Origin of the sequence: Nitratireductor sp. (assembly GCF_017794765.1) — a bacterium.
GTDB lineage: Bacteria > Pseudomonadota > Alphaproteobacteria > Rhizobiales > Rhizobiaceae > Nitratireductor.
Map to the genome: position 1 here is coordinate 2,532,509 of NZ_CP051236.1, position 14,486 is coordinate 2,546,994.

Annotated in this window: 15 protein-coding genes; 13 read left to right on the forward strand and 2 right to left on the reverse strand. The window is 60.7% G+C overall.

What is annotated here, in order from left to right; translation table 11 throughout:
- Positions 1-36 precede the first annotated feature (36 nt).
- The 10 genes from HF949_RS11970 (at position 37) to HF949_RS12015 (ending at position 8,928) form a co-directional block, all read left to right on the forward strand.
- Positions 37-357: an FtsB family cell division protein gene (locus tag HF949_RS11970; protein ID WP_292895561.1), complete on the forward strand. Its 321-nt coding sequence runs from the start codon at positions 37-39 to the stop codon at positions 355-357.
- 210 nt (positions 358-567) lie between these two features.
- A complete protein-coding gene (gene pdhA, locus HF949_RS11975) occupies positions 568-1,629 on the forward strand; it encodes a pyruvate dehydrogenase (acetyl-transferring) E1 component subunit alpha (protein ID WP_292895563.1) in 1,062 nt (353 codons plus the stop codon).
- 52 nt (positions 1,630-1,681) lie between these two features.
- On the forward strand, positions 1,682-3,037 hold the full coding sequence (locus tag HF949_RS11980) for a pyruvate dehydrogenase complex E1 component subunit beta (RefSeq protein ID WP_441338405.1): 1,356 nt from the start codon (positions 1,682-1,684) through the stop codon (positions 3,035-3,037).
- 12 nt (positions 3,038-3,049) lie between these two features.
- A complete protein-coding gene (locus tag HF949_RS11985; RefSeq protein WP_292895567.1) occupies positions 3,050-4,375 on the forward strand; it encodes a pyruvate dehydrogenase complex dihydrolipoamide acetyltransferase in 1,326 nt (441 codons plus the stop codon).
- A 33-nt stretch (positions 4,376-4,408) separates the two neighbouring features.
- Positions 4,409-5,047 (forward strand): SGNH/GDSL hydrolase family protein, encoded by a 639-nt coding sequence (locus tag HF949_RS11990; protein WP_292900150.1) that lies wholly within the window; start codon positions 4,409-4,411, stop codon positions 5,045-5,047.
- A 16-nt stretch (positions 5,048-5,063) separates the two neighbouring features.
- A complete protein-coding gene (locus tag HF949_RS11995) occupies positions 5,064-5,615 on the forward strand; it encodes an HdeD family acid-resistance protein (RefSeq protein ID WP_292895569.1) in 552 nt (183 codons plus the stop codon).
- Between the two features lie 69 nt (positions 5,616-5,684).
- Complete coding sequence (lpdA, locus tag HF949_RS12000) at positions 5,685-7,130, forward strand: dihydrolipoyl dehydrogenase (protein ID WP_292895571.1); 1,446 nt, start codon at positions 5,685-5,687, stop codon at positions 7,128-7,130.
- A 73-nt stretch (positions 7,131-7,203) separates the two neighbouring features.
- The gene (locus HF949_RS12005) at positions 7,204-7,488 is read left to right on the forward strand and encodes a GlsB/YeaQ/YmgE family stress response membrane protein (protein WP_292900152.1); all 285 of its coding nucleotides are present in this window, start codon (positions 7,204-7,206) and stop codon (positions 7,486-7,488) included.
- 7 nt (positions 7,489-7,495) lie between these two features.
- The gene (lipA, locus tag HF949_RS12010; RefSeq protein WP_292895573.1) at positions 7,496-8,473 is read left to right on the forward strand and encodes a lipoyl synthase; all 978 of its coding nucleotides are present in this window, start codon (positions 7,496-7,498) and stop codon (positions 8,471-8,473) included.
- Positions 8,473-8,928 carry a type II toxin-antitoxin system RatA family toxin gene (locus HF949_RS12015; RefSeq protein ID WP_292895575.1) on the forward strand — a complete coding sequence of 152 codons (456 nt, stop codon included), beginning with the start codon at positions 8,473-8,475 and terminating at the stop codon, positions 8,926-8,928. The genes lipA and HF949_RS12015 overlap by 1 nt, the downstream gene beginning before the upstream one ends.
- On the opposite strand, the gene HF949_RS12020 is transcribed toward HF949_RS12015, so the two are convergent.
- Together HF949_RS12020 and HF949_RS12025 are read right to left on the reverse strand one after the other, a co-directional pair.
- On the reverse strand, positions 8,925-9,416 hold the full coding sequence (locus HF949_RS12020; protein ID WP_292895577.1) for a CinA family protein: 492 nt from the start codon (positions 9,414-9,416) through the stop codon (positions 8,925-8,927). The genes HF949_RS12015 and HF949_RS12020 overlap by 4 nt on opposite strands.
- Complete coding sequence (locus HF949_RS12025) at positions 9,413-10,660, reverse strand: bifunctional 2-C-methyl-D-erythritol 4-phosphate cytidylyltransferase/2-C-methyl-D-erythritol 2,4-cyclodiphosphate synthase (protein ID WP_292895579.1); 1,248 nt, start codon at positions 10,658-10,660, stop codon at positions 9,413-9,415. Before HF949_RS12025 ends, HF949_RS12020 begins: the two co-directional genes overlap by 4 nt.
- A 145-nt stretch (positions 10,661-10,805) precedes the next feature.
- On the opposite strand from HF949_RS12025, the gene dusB reads away from it, so the two are divergent.
- Genes dusB through ntrC form a run of 3 tightly spaced genes read left to right on the forward strand, consistent with a single transcriptional unit; the run spans position 10,806 to position 14,388 of the window.
- Positions 10,806-11,804: a tRNA dihydrouridine synthase DusB gene (gene dusB / locus HF949_RS12030; protein ID WP_292895581.1), complete on the forward strand. Its 999-nt coding sequence runs from the start codon at positions 10,806-10,808 to the stop codon at positions 11,802-11,804.
- Positions 11,801-12,949, forward strand: coding sequence for a two-component system sensor histidine kinase NtrB (locus HF949_RS12035; protein WP_292895583.1), 1,149 nt, complete (start codon positions 11,801-11,803; stop codon positions 12,947-12,949). Before dusB ends, HF949_RS12035 begins: the two co-directional genes overlap by 4 nt.
- A complete protein-coding gene (gene ntrC / locus HF949_RS12040; protein WP_292895585.1) occupies positions 12,946-14,388 on the forward strand; it encodes a nitrogen regulation protein NR(I) in 1,443 nt (480 codons plus the stop codon). Before HF949_RS12035 ends, ntrC begins: the two co-directional genes overlap by 4 nt.
- Positions 14,389-14,486: the final 98 nt, after the last annotated feature.

The window sequence follows — 14,486 nt, forward strand, 5'->3', positions numbered from 1 at the left end:
AACATATGGTCACATGCGGGAGAAGGGTTTTTCCGCATGTGGACACGTCATCACAAACGCCGCAACACTGGCCGTCTGATCGTTCCGACGATCACGGGGCTTTTTCTCGCCTATTTTGGCTTTCACGCCTATCACGGCGATTATGGCATATACTCGAAATACAGGCTTGAGACACGGATCGCCGAAGCGCAGGCCCGGCTTGATGAACTTGTCGCCAAGCGCAAGGAGCTTGAGCACAGGGTTGCTCTGGTGAACGATGGCAGTCTTGAAAAGGATATGCTCGACGAACAGGCGCGTCGTGCGCTCAATCTGGCGCGAGAAAATGAGGTCATTATCCTCATTGGCGCTGATCGTTGAATTAACTGAATTTCACTTAATCAACAATAATATGTGAAAATCCAATCGTTTAGCTGCATGGCAGCTATGCGGATTTTGAATGGCCGAATTTTGCTCCACGTGCTAGCTTCATCTACCATAAGCGGGAGATGACGGGAGGCTCACGGCGCAACCAATGCCTGACTCTACCGTTGCACAAATTCCCCGGAATGTCAGCTAGGGAGTAGAGGCATGGCGCGAGCCGCAAGCAAGACAAGTGCCGCAAGGTCACGCTCGACCAAGAAAGGGGCGTCAGGGAGTGCTGTTCAGGCACCCAAGCCACCCAAGCCGGAAGATTTTGACAAGGAACAGGAGCTTCACGCCTATCGTGAAATGCTTCTGATCCGTCGTTTCGAGGAAAAGGCCGGCCAGCTCTATGGCATGGGCCTGATCGGCGGTTTCTGTCACCTTTATATTGGCCAGGAGGCCGTGGTCGTCGGCATGCAGATGAGCATGAAGGACGGCGACCAGGTGATTACCGGTTATCGCGATCATGGACACATGCTCGCAACGGGCATGGAAGCGCGCGGCGTGATGGCCGAGCTTACGGGGCGCCGCAACGGCTACTCCAAGGGCAAGGGCGGCTCCATGCACATGTTCTCCAAGGAGAAGAAATTTTACGGCGGTCACGGCATTGTCGGCGCGCAGGTGCCGCTTGGCACCGGGCTCGCCTTCGCCAACCGCTATCGGGGCGATGACAGCGTTTCGATCACCTATTTCGGCGATGGCGCTGCCAATCAGGGCCAGGTCTATGAGAGCTTCAACATGGCCTCGCTGTGGAAGCTTCCGGTGGTCTACATCATCGAGAATAACCGCTATGCCATGGGCACGGCCGTGGCGCGCTCCTCGGCGGAGACCGATTTCTCCCATCGCGGTCTTTCCTTCAAGATCCCGGGCATTCAGGTGGATGGCATGGATGTGCGCGCGGTCAAGGCCGCCGGCGATCTGGCCGTGGAATGGTGCCGTTCGGGCAAGGGGCCGATCATTCTGGAAATGCAGACCTATCGCTATCGCGGCCATTCCATGTCGGATCCTGCCAAATACCGCTCCAAGGATGAAGTGCAGAAAATGCGCTCCGAACATGATCCCATCGAGCAGGTGAAGCAGCGTCTGGTGGCGAACAAATGGGCTGACGAAGACGAACTGAAGGCCATCGACAAGGAGGTGCGCGAGATCGTCGGTGATTCGGCCGAATTCGCGCAGACGGATCCGGAACCGGATGTATCCGAACTCTACACCGACATTCTGCTTTGAGGGGAGGGCCGACATGCCAACCGAAATTCTCATGCCCGCGCTCTCTCCGACCATGGAAGAGGGCAATCTTTCCAAATGGATCAAGAAGGAAGGCGATGCCGTCGCGCCCGGTGACGTGATCGCCGAGATCGAAACCGACAAGGCGACCATGGAAGTGGAAGCCGTGGACGAAGGCACGCTCGGCAAGATCCTGATCGCCGAAGGCACCGAAGGCGTGAAGGTCAATACCGCCATTGCGCTTCTTCTGGGTGAAGGCGAAAGCGAGGCCGATCTCGACAAGACAGCCTCGAAGCCTGCCTCCGATGCATCGGGAGACGAAACGGCAAAGACGGAAACGGAAGAAAAACCCTCCGGCGGCGCTTCGGTCCCTGCTGCACCTGAAATTAAAATCGCCGCCGATCCGGACATTCCCGAGGGCACGGAGATGGTTTCGACCACCGTGCGCGAAGCCCTGCGCGATGCCATGGCGGAGGAAATGCGCCGCGATGGCGATGTTTTCGTCATGGGTGAAGAGGTGGCCGAATATCAGGGCGCCTACAAGGTGACCCAGGGGCTGCTTCAGGAGTTCGGCGACAAGCGCGTGGTCGACACGCCGATCACCGAGCACGGCTTTGCCGGCGTCGGCGTTGGTGCGGCCTTTGCCGGGCTGAAGCCGATCGTCGAATTCATGACGTTCAACTTCGCCATGCAGGCGATTGACCAGATCGTGAACTCCGCAGCCAAGACGCTCTATATGGCCGGCGGCCAGATGGGTGCGCCCATCGTGTTCCGCGGACCGAACGGGGCGGCTGCCCGCGTGGCCGCACAGCATTCGCAGTGCTATGCGGCCTGGTACGGCCATATCCCGGGGCTCAAGGTGGTGATGCCTTATACGGCAGCGGACGCGAAGGGGCTTTTGAAGGCCGCGATCCGCGATCCGAACCCGGTGATCTTCCTTGAAAACGAGATTCTCTACGGTCAGAGCTTTGACGTTCCGATGATGGATGATTTCGTGCTGCCCATCGGCAAGGCGCGCATCCACAAGGAAGGCAAGGACGCCACCATCGTTTCCTTCGGCATCGGCATGACCTATGCGGTCAAGGCGGCGGAAGAACTGGCGGGCGAGGGCATCGATGTGGAGGTGATCGACCTGCGCACGATCCGCCCGATGGATCTCGATACGGTGATCGAATCCGTCAAGAAGACCAACCGTCTGGTGACGGTCGAGGAAGGGTTCCCGCAGTCTTCGGTCGGCGCGCATATCGCCAGCCAGGTGATGCAGCGGGCGTTTGACTATCTCGATGCGCCGGTGATCACGGTTGCTGGCAAGGATGTGCCGATGCCTTATGCGGCGAACCTTGAAAAGCTGGCGCTGCCGAATGTCGCCGAAGTGGTCGAGGCGGTGAAAGCCGTTTCCTATCGCAGCTAAGGGGAGGACACCATGCCGATCAAAGTCACCATGCCTGCCCTTTCGCCAACGATGGAAGAGGGCAATCTCGCCAAATGGATGGTCAAGGAGGGCGACAGCGTTGCTCCAGGCGACGTGATTGCCGAGATCGAGACCGACAAGGCGACCATGGAAGTGGAAGCGGTGGACGAGGGCACCGTCGCAAAGCTGGTGGTGCCGGAAGGCACCGAAGGCGTGAAGGTGAATGCGCTGATCGCGGTTCTGGCCGAGGAGGGCGAGGATGCCAATGCGGCGGCGAAAGCTGCCGAGAGCGGTTCCGACTCCAAGCCTGAACCCAAGTCTGAAAAGCCTGCAAAGGAAGAAGCGCCCGCTGCCAAATCCGAGGCAAAGCCTGCGGAAGCGAAAGCGGCGCCGGCAGGCGATGGCGAGCGTGTGTTTGCCTCCCCGCTCGCCCGCCGTCTGGCGAAGGAAGCCGGGCTCGATCTTTCGGCCATTTCGGGCTCCGGTCCGAAGGGCCGGATCGTCAAGGCCGATGTGGAAGCGGCTGAAAAGGATGGTGGCGCGAAAGCAGCCGCCGCAGCTTCTGCCGCTCCGTCCGCTCAGCCGGCCATGTCCGACGATCAGGTGATGAAACTGTTCGAGGAGGGCTCCTACGAGCTCATCCCGCATGACAGCATGCGCAAGACCATCGCCCGCCGACTGGTTGAGGCGAAATCCACCGTCCCGCATTTCTACCTGACGCTCGACTGCGAGATCGACGCGCTTCTGGCGCTGCGCAAGCAGCTCAACGAGGCCGCGCCGAAGGTGAAGGGTGAGAATGGCGAGAAGCCGGCTTACAAGCTGTCGGTCAACGACATGGTCATCAAGGCGCACGCAAAAGCGCTCGCCATGGTGCCGGAGGCGAATGTCTCCTGGACCGAGAGCGCCATGGTGAAACACAAAAACGCCGATGTGGGCGTTGCCGTGTCGATCCCCGGCGGCCTGATCACGCCGATCATCCGCCGCGCCGACGAGAAGACGCTGTCGGCGATTTCCAACGAGATGAAGGATCTGGCCACGCGGGCGCGCTCGCGCAAGCTGAAGGCGGAAGAGTATCAGGGCGGCAACACGGCCGTTTCCAATCTCGGCATGTTCGGCATCAAGGACTTCGCCGCCGTCATCAACCCGCCGCATGCGACGATCCTTGCGGTGGGTGCTGGCGAGCAGCGGCCCGTGGTGAAGGATGGCGAGGTGAAGGTTGCAACGGTGATGTCGGTGACGCTTTCGACCGATCACCGCGCGGTGGACGGTGCGCTCGGCGCCGAACTTCTCGCGGCCTTCAGGAAGGTCATCGAAAACCCGCTGACGATGCTGATATAGGGACCGTATGGACTGCTACCCCGGGGGCAAATGATGAAGACCATCCTGTGCTTTGGCGATTCGCTGACATGGGGGTATGACCCTGACGGCCCCGGGCGGCACGCCCATGACGTTCGCTGGCCGAGCGTTCTTGAAGCGGAACTTGGCGGCACGGCACGCGTGGTTGCCGAAGGGCTGAATGGCCGAACTACGGTTTTCGACGACTTCGCCTCGGGCGCCGACCGTAATGGCGCACGCGTTCTGCCCACGCTCCTGACCAGCCATGCGCCGCTCGATCTGGTTGTCATCATGCTGGGCACCAACGACATGAAGCCCTTCATTTGCGGCCACGCATTTGGAGCCAAACAGGGCATGCAGCGCCTGATCGACATAGTGCGCGGGCATGACTATCCGATGGGAGAACCGGCACCGAAGGTCCTCATCATGTCGCCTCCGCCGGCCTGTGAAACGCCTGATCCCGATTTCGCGGCTTTGTTTGAGAGCGCTCGTATCGAATCGGCCAAGCTGGCCACCCTCTATGCATCGCTCGCCAGGGAAACCGGTACGGGCTTTTTCGATGCCGCTTCTGTTGCACGCACAAGCCCGCTTGACGGCGTTCACCTGGACGCGGAAAACACGAGCTCCATTGGCCGGGGGCTCGCCCCGGTCGTGAGAGACATGCTTGGACTTTGAAAAAGGAGGGTTGAGCATGGCCAACACTTTGGGAAATGAAAGCGTACATGCGTCGTGGGGATGGCTGGCACTGCTTGGAGCAGTCTCTTTGATTGGCGGCATTCTGGCGCTTGCCAATCCGTTCGCCGCAACCATGACGGCAGCGATACTCGCGGCCTGGACTTTCGTTCTGTTTGGCGTGCTCCAGATCGTGCAGGCCTTCCGTGTTCGTGGCTGGGGCGGCTTTTTGTGGGCACTTCTGCTCGGGGCGCTGACGCTTGCCGTGGGCATATCGATCATCGTCAAACCGGCCGCGGGGATCATATCGCTTACCATTCTGGTCGCGATCATGTTTTTGGTGCTCGGTGTGGTGAAGATCATGTATGCGTTCGCATTCCGGCCGCTCTCCGGCTGGGGGTGGGTGCTCTTTTCAGGCATCGTCTCGCTGCTGCTTGGTGTGATGATACTGGCGGACATGCCATGGGCTGCAGCGACCATCCTGGGCATTCTGCTCGCCGTGGAACTGCTTTCCAACGGCGTGTTTCTATTGCTCATCGCTTTTGGTCTGCGCGGGGCTGCGCGGACCTGAAAACTCTCGGGGCGCGGCCGTTCCAAAGCTGCGCCCGGACAATGATACGACGACAAGGAGAAACCAGCTGTGGCTGAAAATTACGACGTTATCATCATAGGATCGGGACCCGGCGGCTATGTCACCGCCGTCCGTGCTGCACAGCTTGGTTTAAAAACGGCAATCGTGGAGCGCGAGCATCTGGGCGGCATCTGCCTGAACTGGGGCTGTATCCCGACAAAGGCTCTGCTGCGTTCGGCCGAGATCAAGCATTATGCCGAAAACGGCAAGGATTACGGACTGACCATTGAAGGCAAGATTTCGGCCGATGTGGACGCCGTTGTGGACCGTTCGCGCAAGGTGTCCCAGCGCCTGAATGGCGGTGTCGGATTCCTGATGAAAAAGAACAAGATTGATGTGATCTGGGGCGAGGCGAAGCTTTCCAAGCCGGGTGAGGTGGTCGTTTCCGAGCCTTCGAAAAAGGCGATGCAACCGCAGCCACCCATGCCGAAGAACACCAAGGGTGCCGGCACCTACAAGGCGAAGCACATCATTGTCGCCACGGGCGCGCGCCCGCGCGTTCTGCCGGGTATTGAGCCCGATGGCGACAAGATCTGGACCTATTTCGAGGCAATGGTTCCCAAGACGATGCCGAAATCGCTGGTCGTGATGGGTTCCGGCGCCATTGGCATGGAGTTCGCCTCCTTCTACCGCACCATGGGTGCGGAGGTGACCGTGGTAGAGCTGATGCCGCAGATCCTGCCGATTGAGGATGCTGAGGTCTCCAAGTTCGCAAAGCGCCAGTTCGAAAAGCAGGGCATCAAGTTCAAGCTTGAGGCCAAGGTTGCGAAGGTCGAGAAGAGCAGGGACGGGATCACCGCCCATGTGGAGACCAAGGACGGCAAGGTTGAGAAGATTTCGGCCGAAAAGCTGATTTCCGCCGTTGGCGTGCAGGGCAATATCGAAAATCTCGGCCTCGAATCGCTTGGTGTGAAGACGGATCGCGGCTGCGTGGTCGTTGACGGATACGGGCGCACGAACGTCGACGGCATCTATGCGATCGGTGATGTGGCAGGCCCGCCCATGCTGGCGCACAAGGCCGAGCATGAGGGCGTGATCTGCATCGAAAAGATCGCCGGTGTGCCTGGCGTGCATGCTCTCGACAAGGGGCTCATTCCGGGCTGTACCTATTGCCATCCGCAGGTTGCCTCCGTCGGAATGACGGAAGCGAAAGCCAAGGAAGCCGGTCGCGACATCCGGGTTGGCCGCTACCAGTTCGTCGCCAACGGCAAGGCGATTGCCCTTGGCGAGGATCAGGGCTTCATCAAGACGATCTTCGACAAGAAGACGGGTGAGCTTCTGGGCGCGCACATGATCGGCGCGGAAGTGACCGAGCTGATCCAGGGCTTTGTCGTTGCGATGAACCTTGAGACCACGGAAGAAGAGCTGATGCACACCGTCTTCCCGCATCCGACCCTTTCGGAGATGATGAAGGAAAGTGTGCTGGACGCCTATGGGCGCACGCTCAACGCCTAAAACGGGCTGAACCCCTGTTTCCCCCGCACCAACTGGACTATATGCGGGGGAACTTTGAACGAGGAGCAGGATGATGGAAGAAAGCTACGGTCTTCTGGGCATGCCCGGCGTCGGCTTTTTCGGCCTTCTCGTGATCGGTTTTCTGGCCGGTTACGTGGCCGAGAAAACGATGAACCGCGAGCATGGGTTCTTCACCAACATCCTTGTCGGCATTGCCGGTTCCTTTGTCGGTGGAACGCTTGCCGGCCTTGTCGGAATTTCGTTCTACGGTTTTCTGGGCAATCTGGTGATCGCCATTGTTGGCGCGATCCTGATCCTCTGGGTATTCGGACGCTCGTCTTCCAGCCGGGCGCGATAGGACAAACATGGTCACGATTCTCGATACTGTCACTGCCAAGCCGCGTCCGCGGCACCCTGAAAAGGCGCACCGGCCCGATCAGGAAGTGCTACGCAAGCCCAAATGGATCCGGGTCAAGGCACCGACCTCGCAGGGCTATCTGGAGACCCGCGAGATTGTGAAGTCCAACAAGCTCGTGACCGTGTGCGAGGAGGCCGGCTGCCCGAATATCGGCGAATGCTGGGACAAGAAGCACGCGACCTTCATGATCCTCGGGGAGATTTGCACTCGCGCCTGTGCCTTCTGCAATGTCGCGACCGGCATTCCCGGCCCAGTGGACATCAACGAGCCGGAGAACGTCGCCAAGGCCGTGCGCGAGATGGCGCTCAAGCATGTGGTTATCACATCGGTCGACCGGGACGATCTCGCCGATGGCGGTGCGCAGCACTTTGCCGACGTGATCGGCGCGATCCGCGCGGCATCGCCCGAAACGACCATTGAGATCCTGACACCGGATTTCCTGCGCAAGGACGGTGCACTGGAAATCGTGGTTGCGGCAAAACCCGATGTGTTCAACCACAATCTGGAGACTGTTCCGGGCAACTATCTGAAGGTGCGCCCCGGCGCGCGCTATTTCCATTCGCTGCGCCTTCTCCAGCAGGTGAAAGAGCTGGATCCGACCATGTTCACCAAATCCGGGATCATGGTGGGGCTTGGCGAGGAGCGCAACGAAGTATTGCAGCTCATGGACGATCTGCGCTCGGCCAATGTCGACTTCATGACCATCGGCCAGTATCTGCAGCCGACGCGCAAGCACCATCCGGTGAAAAAATTCGTCACGCCCGAAGAATTCAAGTCCTATGAAACTGTGGCTTACACGAAGGGCTTCCTCATGGTGTCGTCGAGCCCTCTGACACGCTCCTCTCACCATGCGGGCGAGGATTTCGCCAAGCTGAAGGCAGCGCGTGATGCGCGCCTGAACGCTGTGGGTCCTGCTGCGAACTGATGCCGAAATTCGAGACCGTGCGCCGGGTGGCGCACACGCCTGAAGACATGTTTGCGCTGGTCGCGGATGTGGAGAAATATCCCGAGTTCGTACCCATGTGCGAGGCACTGACCGTACGCACTCGAAAGGAACGTGACGGGGTGACGCTTCTGGTCGCCGACATGACGGTTGGTTACAAGGCGCTGCGCGAGACATTTACGAGCCAGGTCACGCTCAAGCCGCAGGAAGCGGCGATCGATGTCCGCTACGTCGATGGGCCTTTTCGCTTTCTGAAGAACGAATGGCGCTTTGAGCCGGCCGGTGAGGCCGAATGCGACATCCACTTCTTTATCGAATATGAATTCAAGAGCCGCATGCTCGGCGCGGTCATGGGCGCCATGTTCGATCGCGCGTTCCGCATGTTTTCCGAAGCCTTCGAGCGCCGTGCCGATGTGGTCTACGGAGCAGCCGCTTAAGCGTTCTTCAGGGATGAAAGCACCAGATTCAGCGCCATTTCCACAGTGGAAGAGCGAACGGCTGCGCGATCCTGACCAGAGAAGATGTGCGATTGTGCAGTGGGCGGACGTCCCTCAAGCGCCAGACCGAACCAGACGAGGCCAACCGGCTTCTCCTCCGAGCCCCCATCGGGCCCGGCAATGCCGGTGACGGCAACCGCCACGCCTGCGCGCGAGCGATCAAGCGCGCCGGAGGCCATTTCGAGAGCAGTCTCTTCCGAAACGGCACCATGGGTGGCGAGTGTTTCGGGCAGGACGCCGAGCATGTCCATCTTGGCTTCGTTGGAATAGGTGACGTAGCCGCGATCGACGACAGTGGATGAGCCTGCGATGTCGGTGAGGGCTGCGGCGATCATGCCGCCGGTGCAGGATTCGGCGGTGGCCAGCATGATGCCGCGCGCTTTGCAGGCGGAAAGAACCGCGCGGGCGCGTTCCTCGTATTCGCTCATGCCGGCACCTCGCCGGGATAGATCACACTGGCCGTTGCAATGGCCGCTATGCCTTCCTCGCGACCAATGAAACCCATTTTTTCGTTGGTGGTGGCCTTGATGGAGATGCGGTGCGGCGCGATGCCGAGCATGGCGGAGAGTGCTGCCGTCATGGCTTCCCGGTGGGGGCCGACTTTTGGTGCTTCGCAAATGATTGTGACATCGGCATTGGCGATGCGTCCGCCCGCCTCGCGCACGATGCGGGCCGCATGTTCGAGGAAAATGTGCGAGGCAGCACCCTTCCACTGCGGGTCCGAAGGGGGAAAATGCGTGCCGATGTCACCGGCGCCACAGGTGGCAAGCAGCGCGTCAGTGAGTGCGTGCAGGCCGACATCGGCATCCGAATGGCCGGCGAGACGCTTCGTGTGTGGGATGCTGACACCGCACAGAATGACGGCATCGCCATCGGTGAAGGTGTGGACATCATAGCCATTGCCGGTACGCACATCGGGGAATGCGGTCGGGCGGTTCAGGCGCTCATCGGCCAGAGCAATGTCGCGCGCCCAGGTGAGCTTGATGTTGTCGACGGCGCCGGCAACCAGGCGAACGGGAATCTTTGCCCATTCGGCGATCGACGCGTCGTCGGTGAAATCCTCGCGACCGAGCTTGTGCGCGCGCTCATGGGCCGCAGCGATCAGCGCGAAAGGAAAGCCCTGCGGGGTCTGGGCGGCATGTAGATCGTGACGCGGCACGGTTTCGGCGATGAACCCCGCGGGGCCGGCCCGTTTGACCGTGTCGGCGACGGGCAGGGCGGGCAACGCGCCCTGACCCTCCTCCACCGTGTTGATTATCCGGTCGATCAGCTCCCGGTCGATGAACGGACGCACACCATCGTGAATCAGGACGGTCTGGGGGGCGGGATCGTAGAGCGCAAGCAGGGCGAGCCGCGTGGAGGCCTGCCTTGAATGACCGCCATGGATCGCCTGGACACGCTGACTGGAAAGCCCGGCTATCGCCTCCGCAAAGAGAGCCTCGTCATCGGGATGGATCGCGACAACGATGCGCCCGATACGGGGATCGGAGAGGAAGGTCTCAAGCGTGTGACGCAGAACCGGCTTGCCACCGATCAGGCGATATTGCTTGGGTCCCTCGGTGGATTGGCCTGCGCGCTCGCCCCGGCCTGCGGCGACGATGACGGCAGCGACTTCTCCCGCCGAACGCGGTGCCACGGGGTTCGTCTCGGCAAGGGTCTCGGATTGGTGCATCTGCTTGTCCATAGGGCAGACGCATAATAAGACACGCCGCGAAAGGCCAGCCGAATTTGCATGCCACCTATTCCGCGCGAATTGTGTGTTGCAGGCCGGGCTTGAAGTGGCTAAATAATGAGCACAAACAAAAGGTGCTTTAATTTTGTGCATCTCATCCACTGAATTTCTTTCGACACCGCTCACGATCGGATCCGTGACGATCCGCAACCGGGTGTTTCTGGCGCCGATGTCGGGCGTGACCGATCTTGCCTTTCGTGCGCGGGCCCATGCGCATGGAGCCGGCCTTGTGGTGTCCGAAATGGTGGCGAGCGGCGAGCTCGCGCGCGGAAAAGCCGAATCGGCCCGCCGTCTGCGCCGTCCGGAGGTGGACGTGCACATGGTGCAGCTTGCGGGCAGGGAGGCGCGCTGGATGGTCGAAGGCGCGCGGATCGCGGAAGCTGAAGGCGCCGATATCATCGACATCAATATGGGTTGCCCCGCCAAGAAGGTGACGGGCGGTTACTCCGGCTCTGCGCTGATGCGTGAACCCGACCATGCGCTGAGCCTGATCGAGGCGGTTGTCGCGGCGGTACGGGTGCCCGTTACGGTGAAGATGCGGCTTGGATGGGACGAGAATGCGCTGAACGCTCCGGACATCGCCAGCCGTGCCGAGGACGCAGGCGTTGCAATGGTCACGGTACACGGACGCACACGCTGCCAGTTCTACAAGGGCAAGGCGGACTGGCGGGCCATTTCGGCGGTGAAGGACGCCGTCGGCATCCCGGTCGTGGCCAATGGCGACGTGACCACGCCAGAGGATGCTGCGGGCATCCTGGCCGCATCCGGTGCGGATGCGGTGATGGTCGGCCGTGCGCATTACGGCGCGCCGTGGACGGCCGGAGCGGTTGCTGCCAATGCCGAACGCCGGCCTGAAAACCTCGCCGACTATGTGATCGATCATTACGAGGCGATGCTCGCCCTTTACGGCATCGAGCATGGCACACGGCACGCGCGCAAACATCTTGGCTGGTACATGGACCGGCATCTTGGCGAGATCGATGCAGAAAGCCGCAAGGCGATCATGACGGGGACCGATCATCGCGAGGTCTCGCGCCTTCTGCGCGGGCTTTTTCGCAGACACGAGGAGCGTCTGGCCGCATGAACAGACAGGAGGAGCCCACACGCATGGAGATCGGCCCCGCCAGTCTTCTCCTGAACACGCTGAGGCATCCGATGGTGATGATCGACCGCGATGGTTTCATGGTCGAGGTCAATGCGGAAGCGGAGGACTTCTTTCGCTCGGGCGCCTCCATCCTTGCCCGCAGCCGGCTGGAAGATTTCGTTCCCTTCGGGAGCCCCTTGATTGCGCTTGTGGAACAGGTGCGCGAGCAGCGTGTGGCCATCAATGAATATCGCGTCGACATTTCCTCGCCGCGGCTGGGGGCGGAGCGCATGGTGGATATCCATGCAGCACCTGTTTCGGAAGTGCCGGGCGCGGTCGCGCTTCTTCTGCAGGAACGCTCCATGGCCGACAAGATCGACCGGCAGATGGTGCATCGTGGGGCAGCCCGGTCGGTAACGGGATTGGCAGCCATGCTCGCCCATGAGATCAAGAACCCGCTTTCGGGCATTCGCGGTGCCGCACAATTGCTCGAACACGCGGTTTCCGACGAAGACCGGGCGCTGACACGCCTCATCACCGAGGAGACGGACCGGATCGTCGCGCTGGTGGATCGCATGGAAGTGTTCTCAGACGAACGCCCGGTGGAGCGCGACCCGATCAACATTCACCTGGTGCTTGATCACGTCAAGGCGGTCGCCAAAAGCGGCTTTGCCCGCAAGGTGAGTATTGTCGAGGACTACGATCCCTCCCTGCCGCCCGTATGGGCAAACCGTGATCAGTTGATCCAGGTGTTCCTGAACCTGGTGAAGAACGCCGCTGAAGCGATCGGCGACAGGGACGATGGCGAGATAAGGCTGACGACCGCGTTCCGGCCGGGTATTCGTCTGTCAGTTCCGGGCTCACCGGATCGTGTGGCCTTGCCGCTGGAATTCTGCGTTCATGACAATGGGCCGGGGATTCCCGAGGACCTGCGCCAAATCATCTTCGATCCTTTTGTGACTTCCAAACAGAATGGCTCCGGTCTGGGGCTCGCGCTGGTCGCCAAGATCGTCGGTGCGCATGGCGGCGTCATCGAGTGCGAATCGTCCGGCCAGCGCGGCACGGTTTTCCGCATCCTGATGCCTGCCTGGCGCGAAGCGCGCCGCAAGGATGTCCTTGTCAATGAAAAGGATACGCCCGCATGACCAGCATTCTCGTCGCCGACGACGACGCAGCCATCCGCACTGTGCTCAATCAGGCACTTTCACGCGCGGGTCACGACGTGCGGGTGACCTCGAACGTGGAGACGCTCTGGCGCTGGGTTTCTGCGGGCGAGGGGGATCTGGTGATCACTGATGTGGTGATGCCCGACGGCAATGCCTTCGACCTGCTGCCGCGAATCCGCAAGGCCCGTCCCGACCTCCCGGTCGTTGCCATGAGCGCGCAAAATACGTTCATGACCGCGATCCGGGCCTCGGAAGTGGGGGCCTATGAGTATCTGCCTAAGCCTTTCGACCTGACAGAACTCGTCAACATCGTCGGACGCGCGCTCTCGGAACCGAAATCGAATCAGAAGGAGAGCGCGAGCGCTGAAGCGCCCGACGCCCTGCCTCTCATCGGTCGTTCGGCTGCCATGCAGGAAATCTATCGCCTGCTGGCGCGCATGATGCAGACCGACCTCACTGTTATGATCAGTGGAGAGTCCGGCACTGGCAAGGAACTGGTGGCGCGAGCGCTTCATGAGTATGGCCGCAGGCGAAAGGGGCCCTTTGTGGCGATCAACATGGCCGCCATCCCGCGCGACCTCATCGAATCCGAGCTCTTCGGACATGAAAAAGGAGCATTTACCGGTGCGCAGGCGCGCTCCTTCGGTCGCTTCGAACAGGCGGAAGGCGGAACGCTCTTTCTAGACGAGATCGGCGACATGCCAATGGAGGCACAAACACGCCTCCTTCGCGTGCTGCAGCAGGGGGAGTATACGACCGTCGGCGGGCGCACCCCGATCCGGACCGATGTGCGCATCGTGGCTGCCACCAACAAGGACCCCAGAATGCTGATCGATCAGGGGCTTTTCCGCGAGGATCTGTTTTATCGGCTCAATGTGGTGCCGCTGCGTCTGCCTCCGTTGCGTGAGCGGGCCGAGGATATACCCGATCTCGTGCGGCACTTTTTTGCGCGGGCCGAGCAGGAAGGATTGCAGGCCAAGCGCATTGGATCGGACGGGCTCGACCGGCTTAAAAATTATCGCTGGCCGGGCAATGTGCGTGAACTGGAAAACCTGGTGCGGCGCCTGGCGGCTCTTTATCCGCAGGATGAAATCTCTGCCGAGATCATTGAACAGGAGTTGCGCGCCGCTGGTGCTTTGCGGGTAAGCCAGCAGGAAGCGCTTCTCGAAGAAACAACACTGACGCAGGCCGTCGAGCAGCATCTTCAACGCTATTTCGGGCAGTTCGGCGACCAGCTTCCACCGGCCGGGCTGTATCAGCGGGTCCTTTCCGACGTCGAACAGCCGCTCCTGATCGCTGCACTTACGGCTACCGGTGGAAACCAGCTGAAGGCCGCAGATCTCCTCGGGCTCAACCGCAACACCCTTCGTAAGAAGATTCGCGACTATGGAATCAACATCTATCGTGGCGCTGGCTAACAACGCGGGAAAACTCGCCCGCTGACTGTTCTCCGATCCCGCAGATCCCCATTTTGCCCCAGCAATGCCGCAATGTTGGGAAATGCAACTGTTGCCAG

Bases quoted from the DNA above. Each gene is read 5' to 3' on its own strand.
- ntrC (WP_292895585.1), top strand. From the start codon at position 12,946: ATGACCAGCATTCTCGTCGCCGACGACGACGCAGCCATCCGCACTGTG.
- HF949_RS12005 (WP_292900152.1), top strand. From the start codon at position 7,204: ATGGAAGAAAGCTACGGTCTTCTGGGCATGCCCGGCGTCGGCTTTTTC.
- HF949_RS12035 (WP_292895583.1), top strand. From the start codon at position 11,801: ATGAACAGACAGGAGGAGCCCACACGCATGGAGATCGGCCCCGCCAGT.
- lipA (WP_292895573.1), top strand. From the start codon at position 7,496: ATGGTCACGATTCTCGATACTGTCACTGCCAAGCCGCGTCCGCGGCAC.
- HF949_RS12025 (WP_292895579.1), bottom strand. From the start codon at position 10,660: ATGCACCAATCCGAGACCCTTGCCGAGACGAACCCCGTGGCACCGCGT.
- HF949_RS11970 (WP_292895561.1), top strand. From the start codon at position 37: ATGTGGACACGTCATCACAAACGCCGCAACACTGGCCGTCTGATCGTT.
- HF949_RS12020 (WP_292895577.1), bottom strand. From the start codon at position 9,416: ATGAGCGAATACGAGGAACGCGCCCGCGCGGTTCTTTCCGCCTGCAAA.
- HF949_RS11990 (WP_292900150.1), top strand. From the start codon at position 4,409: ATGAAGACCATCCTGTGCTTTGGCGATTCGCTGACATGGGGGTATGAC.
- HF949_RS11980 (WP_441338405.1), top strand. From the start codon at position 1,682: ATGGAAGAGGGCAATCTTTCCAAATGGATCAAGAAGGAAGGCGATGCC.
- HF949_RS11995 (WP_292895569.1), top strand. From the start codon at position 5,064: ATGGCCAACACTTTGGGAAATGAAAGCGTACATGCGTCGTGGGGATGG.
- HF949_RS11985 (WP_292895567.1), top strand. From the start codon at position 3,050: ATGCCGATCAAAGTCACCATGCCTGCCCTTTCGCCAACGATGGAAGAG.
- HF949_RS12015 (WP_292895575.1), top strand. From the start codon at position 8,473: ATGCCGAAATTCGAGACCGTGCGCCGGGTGGCGCACACGCCTGAAGAC.
- pdhA (WP_292895563.1), top strand. From the start codon at position 568: ATGGCGCGAGCCGCAAGCAAGACAAGTGCCGCAAGGTCACGCTCGACC.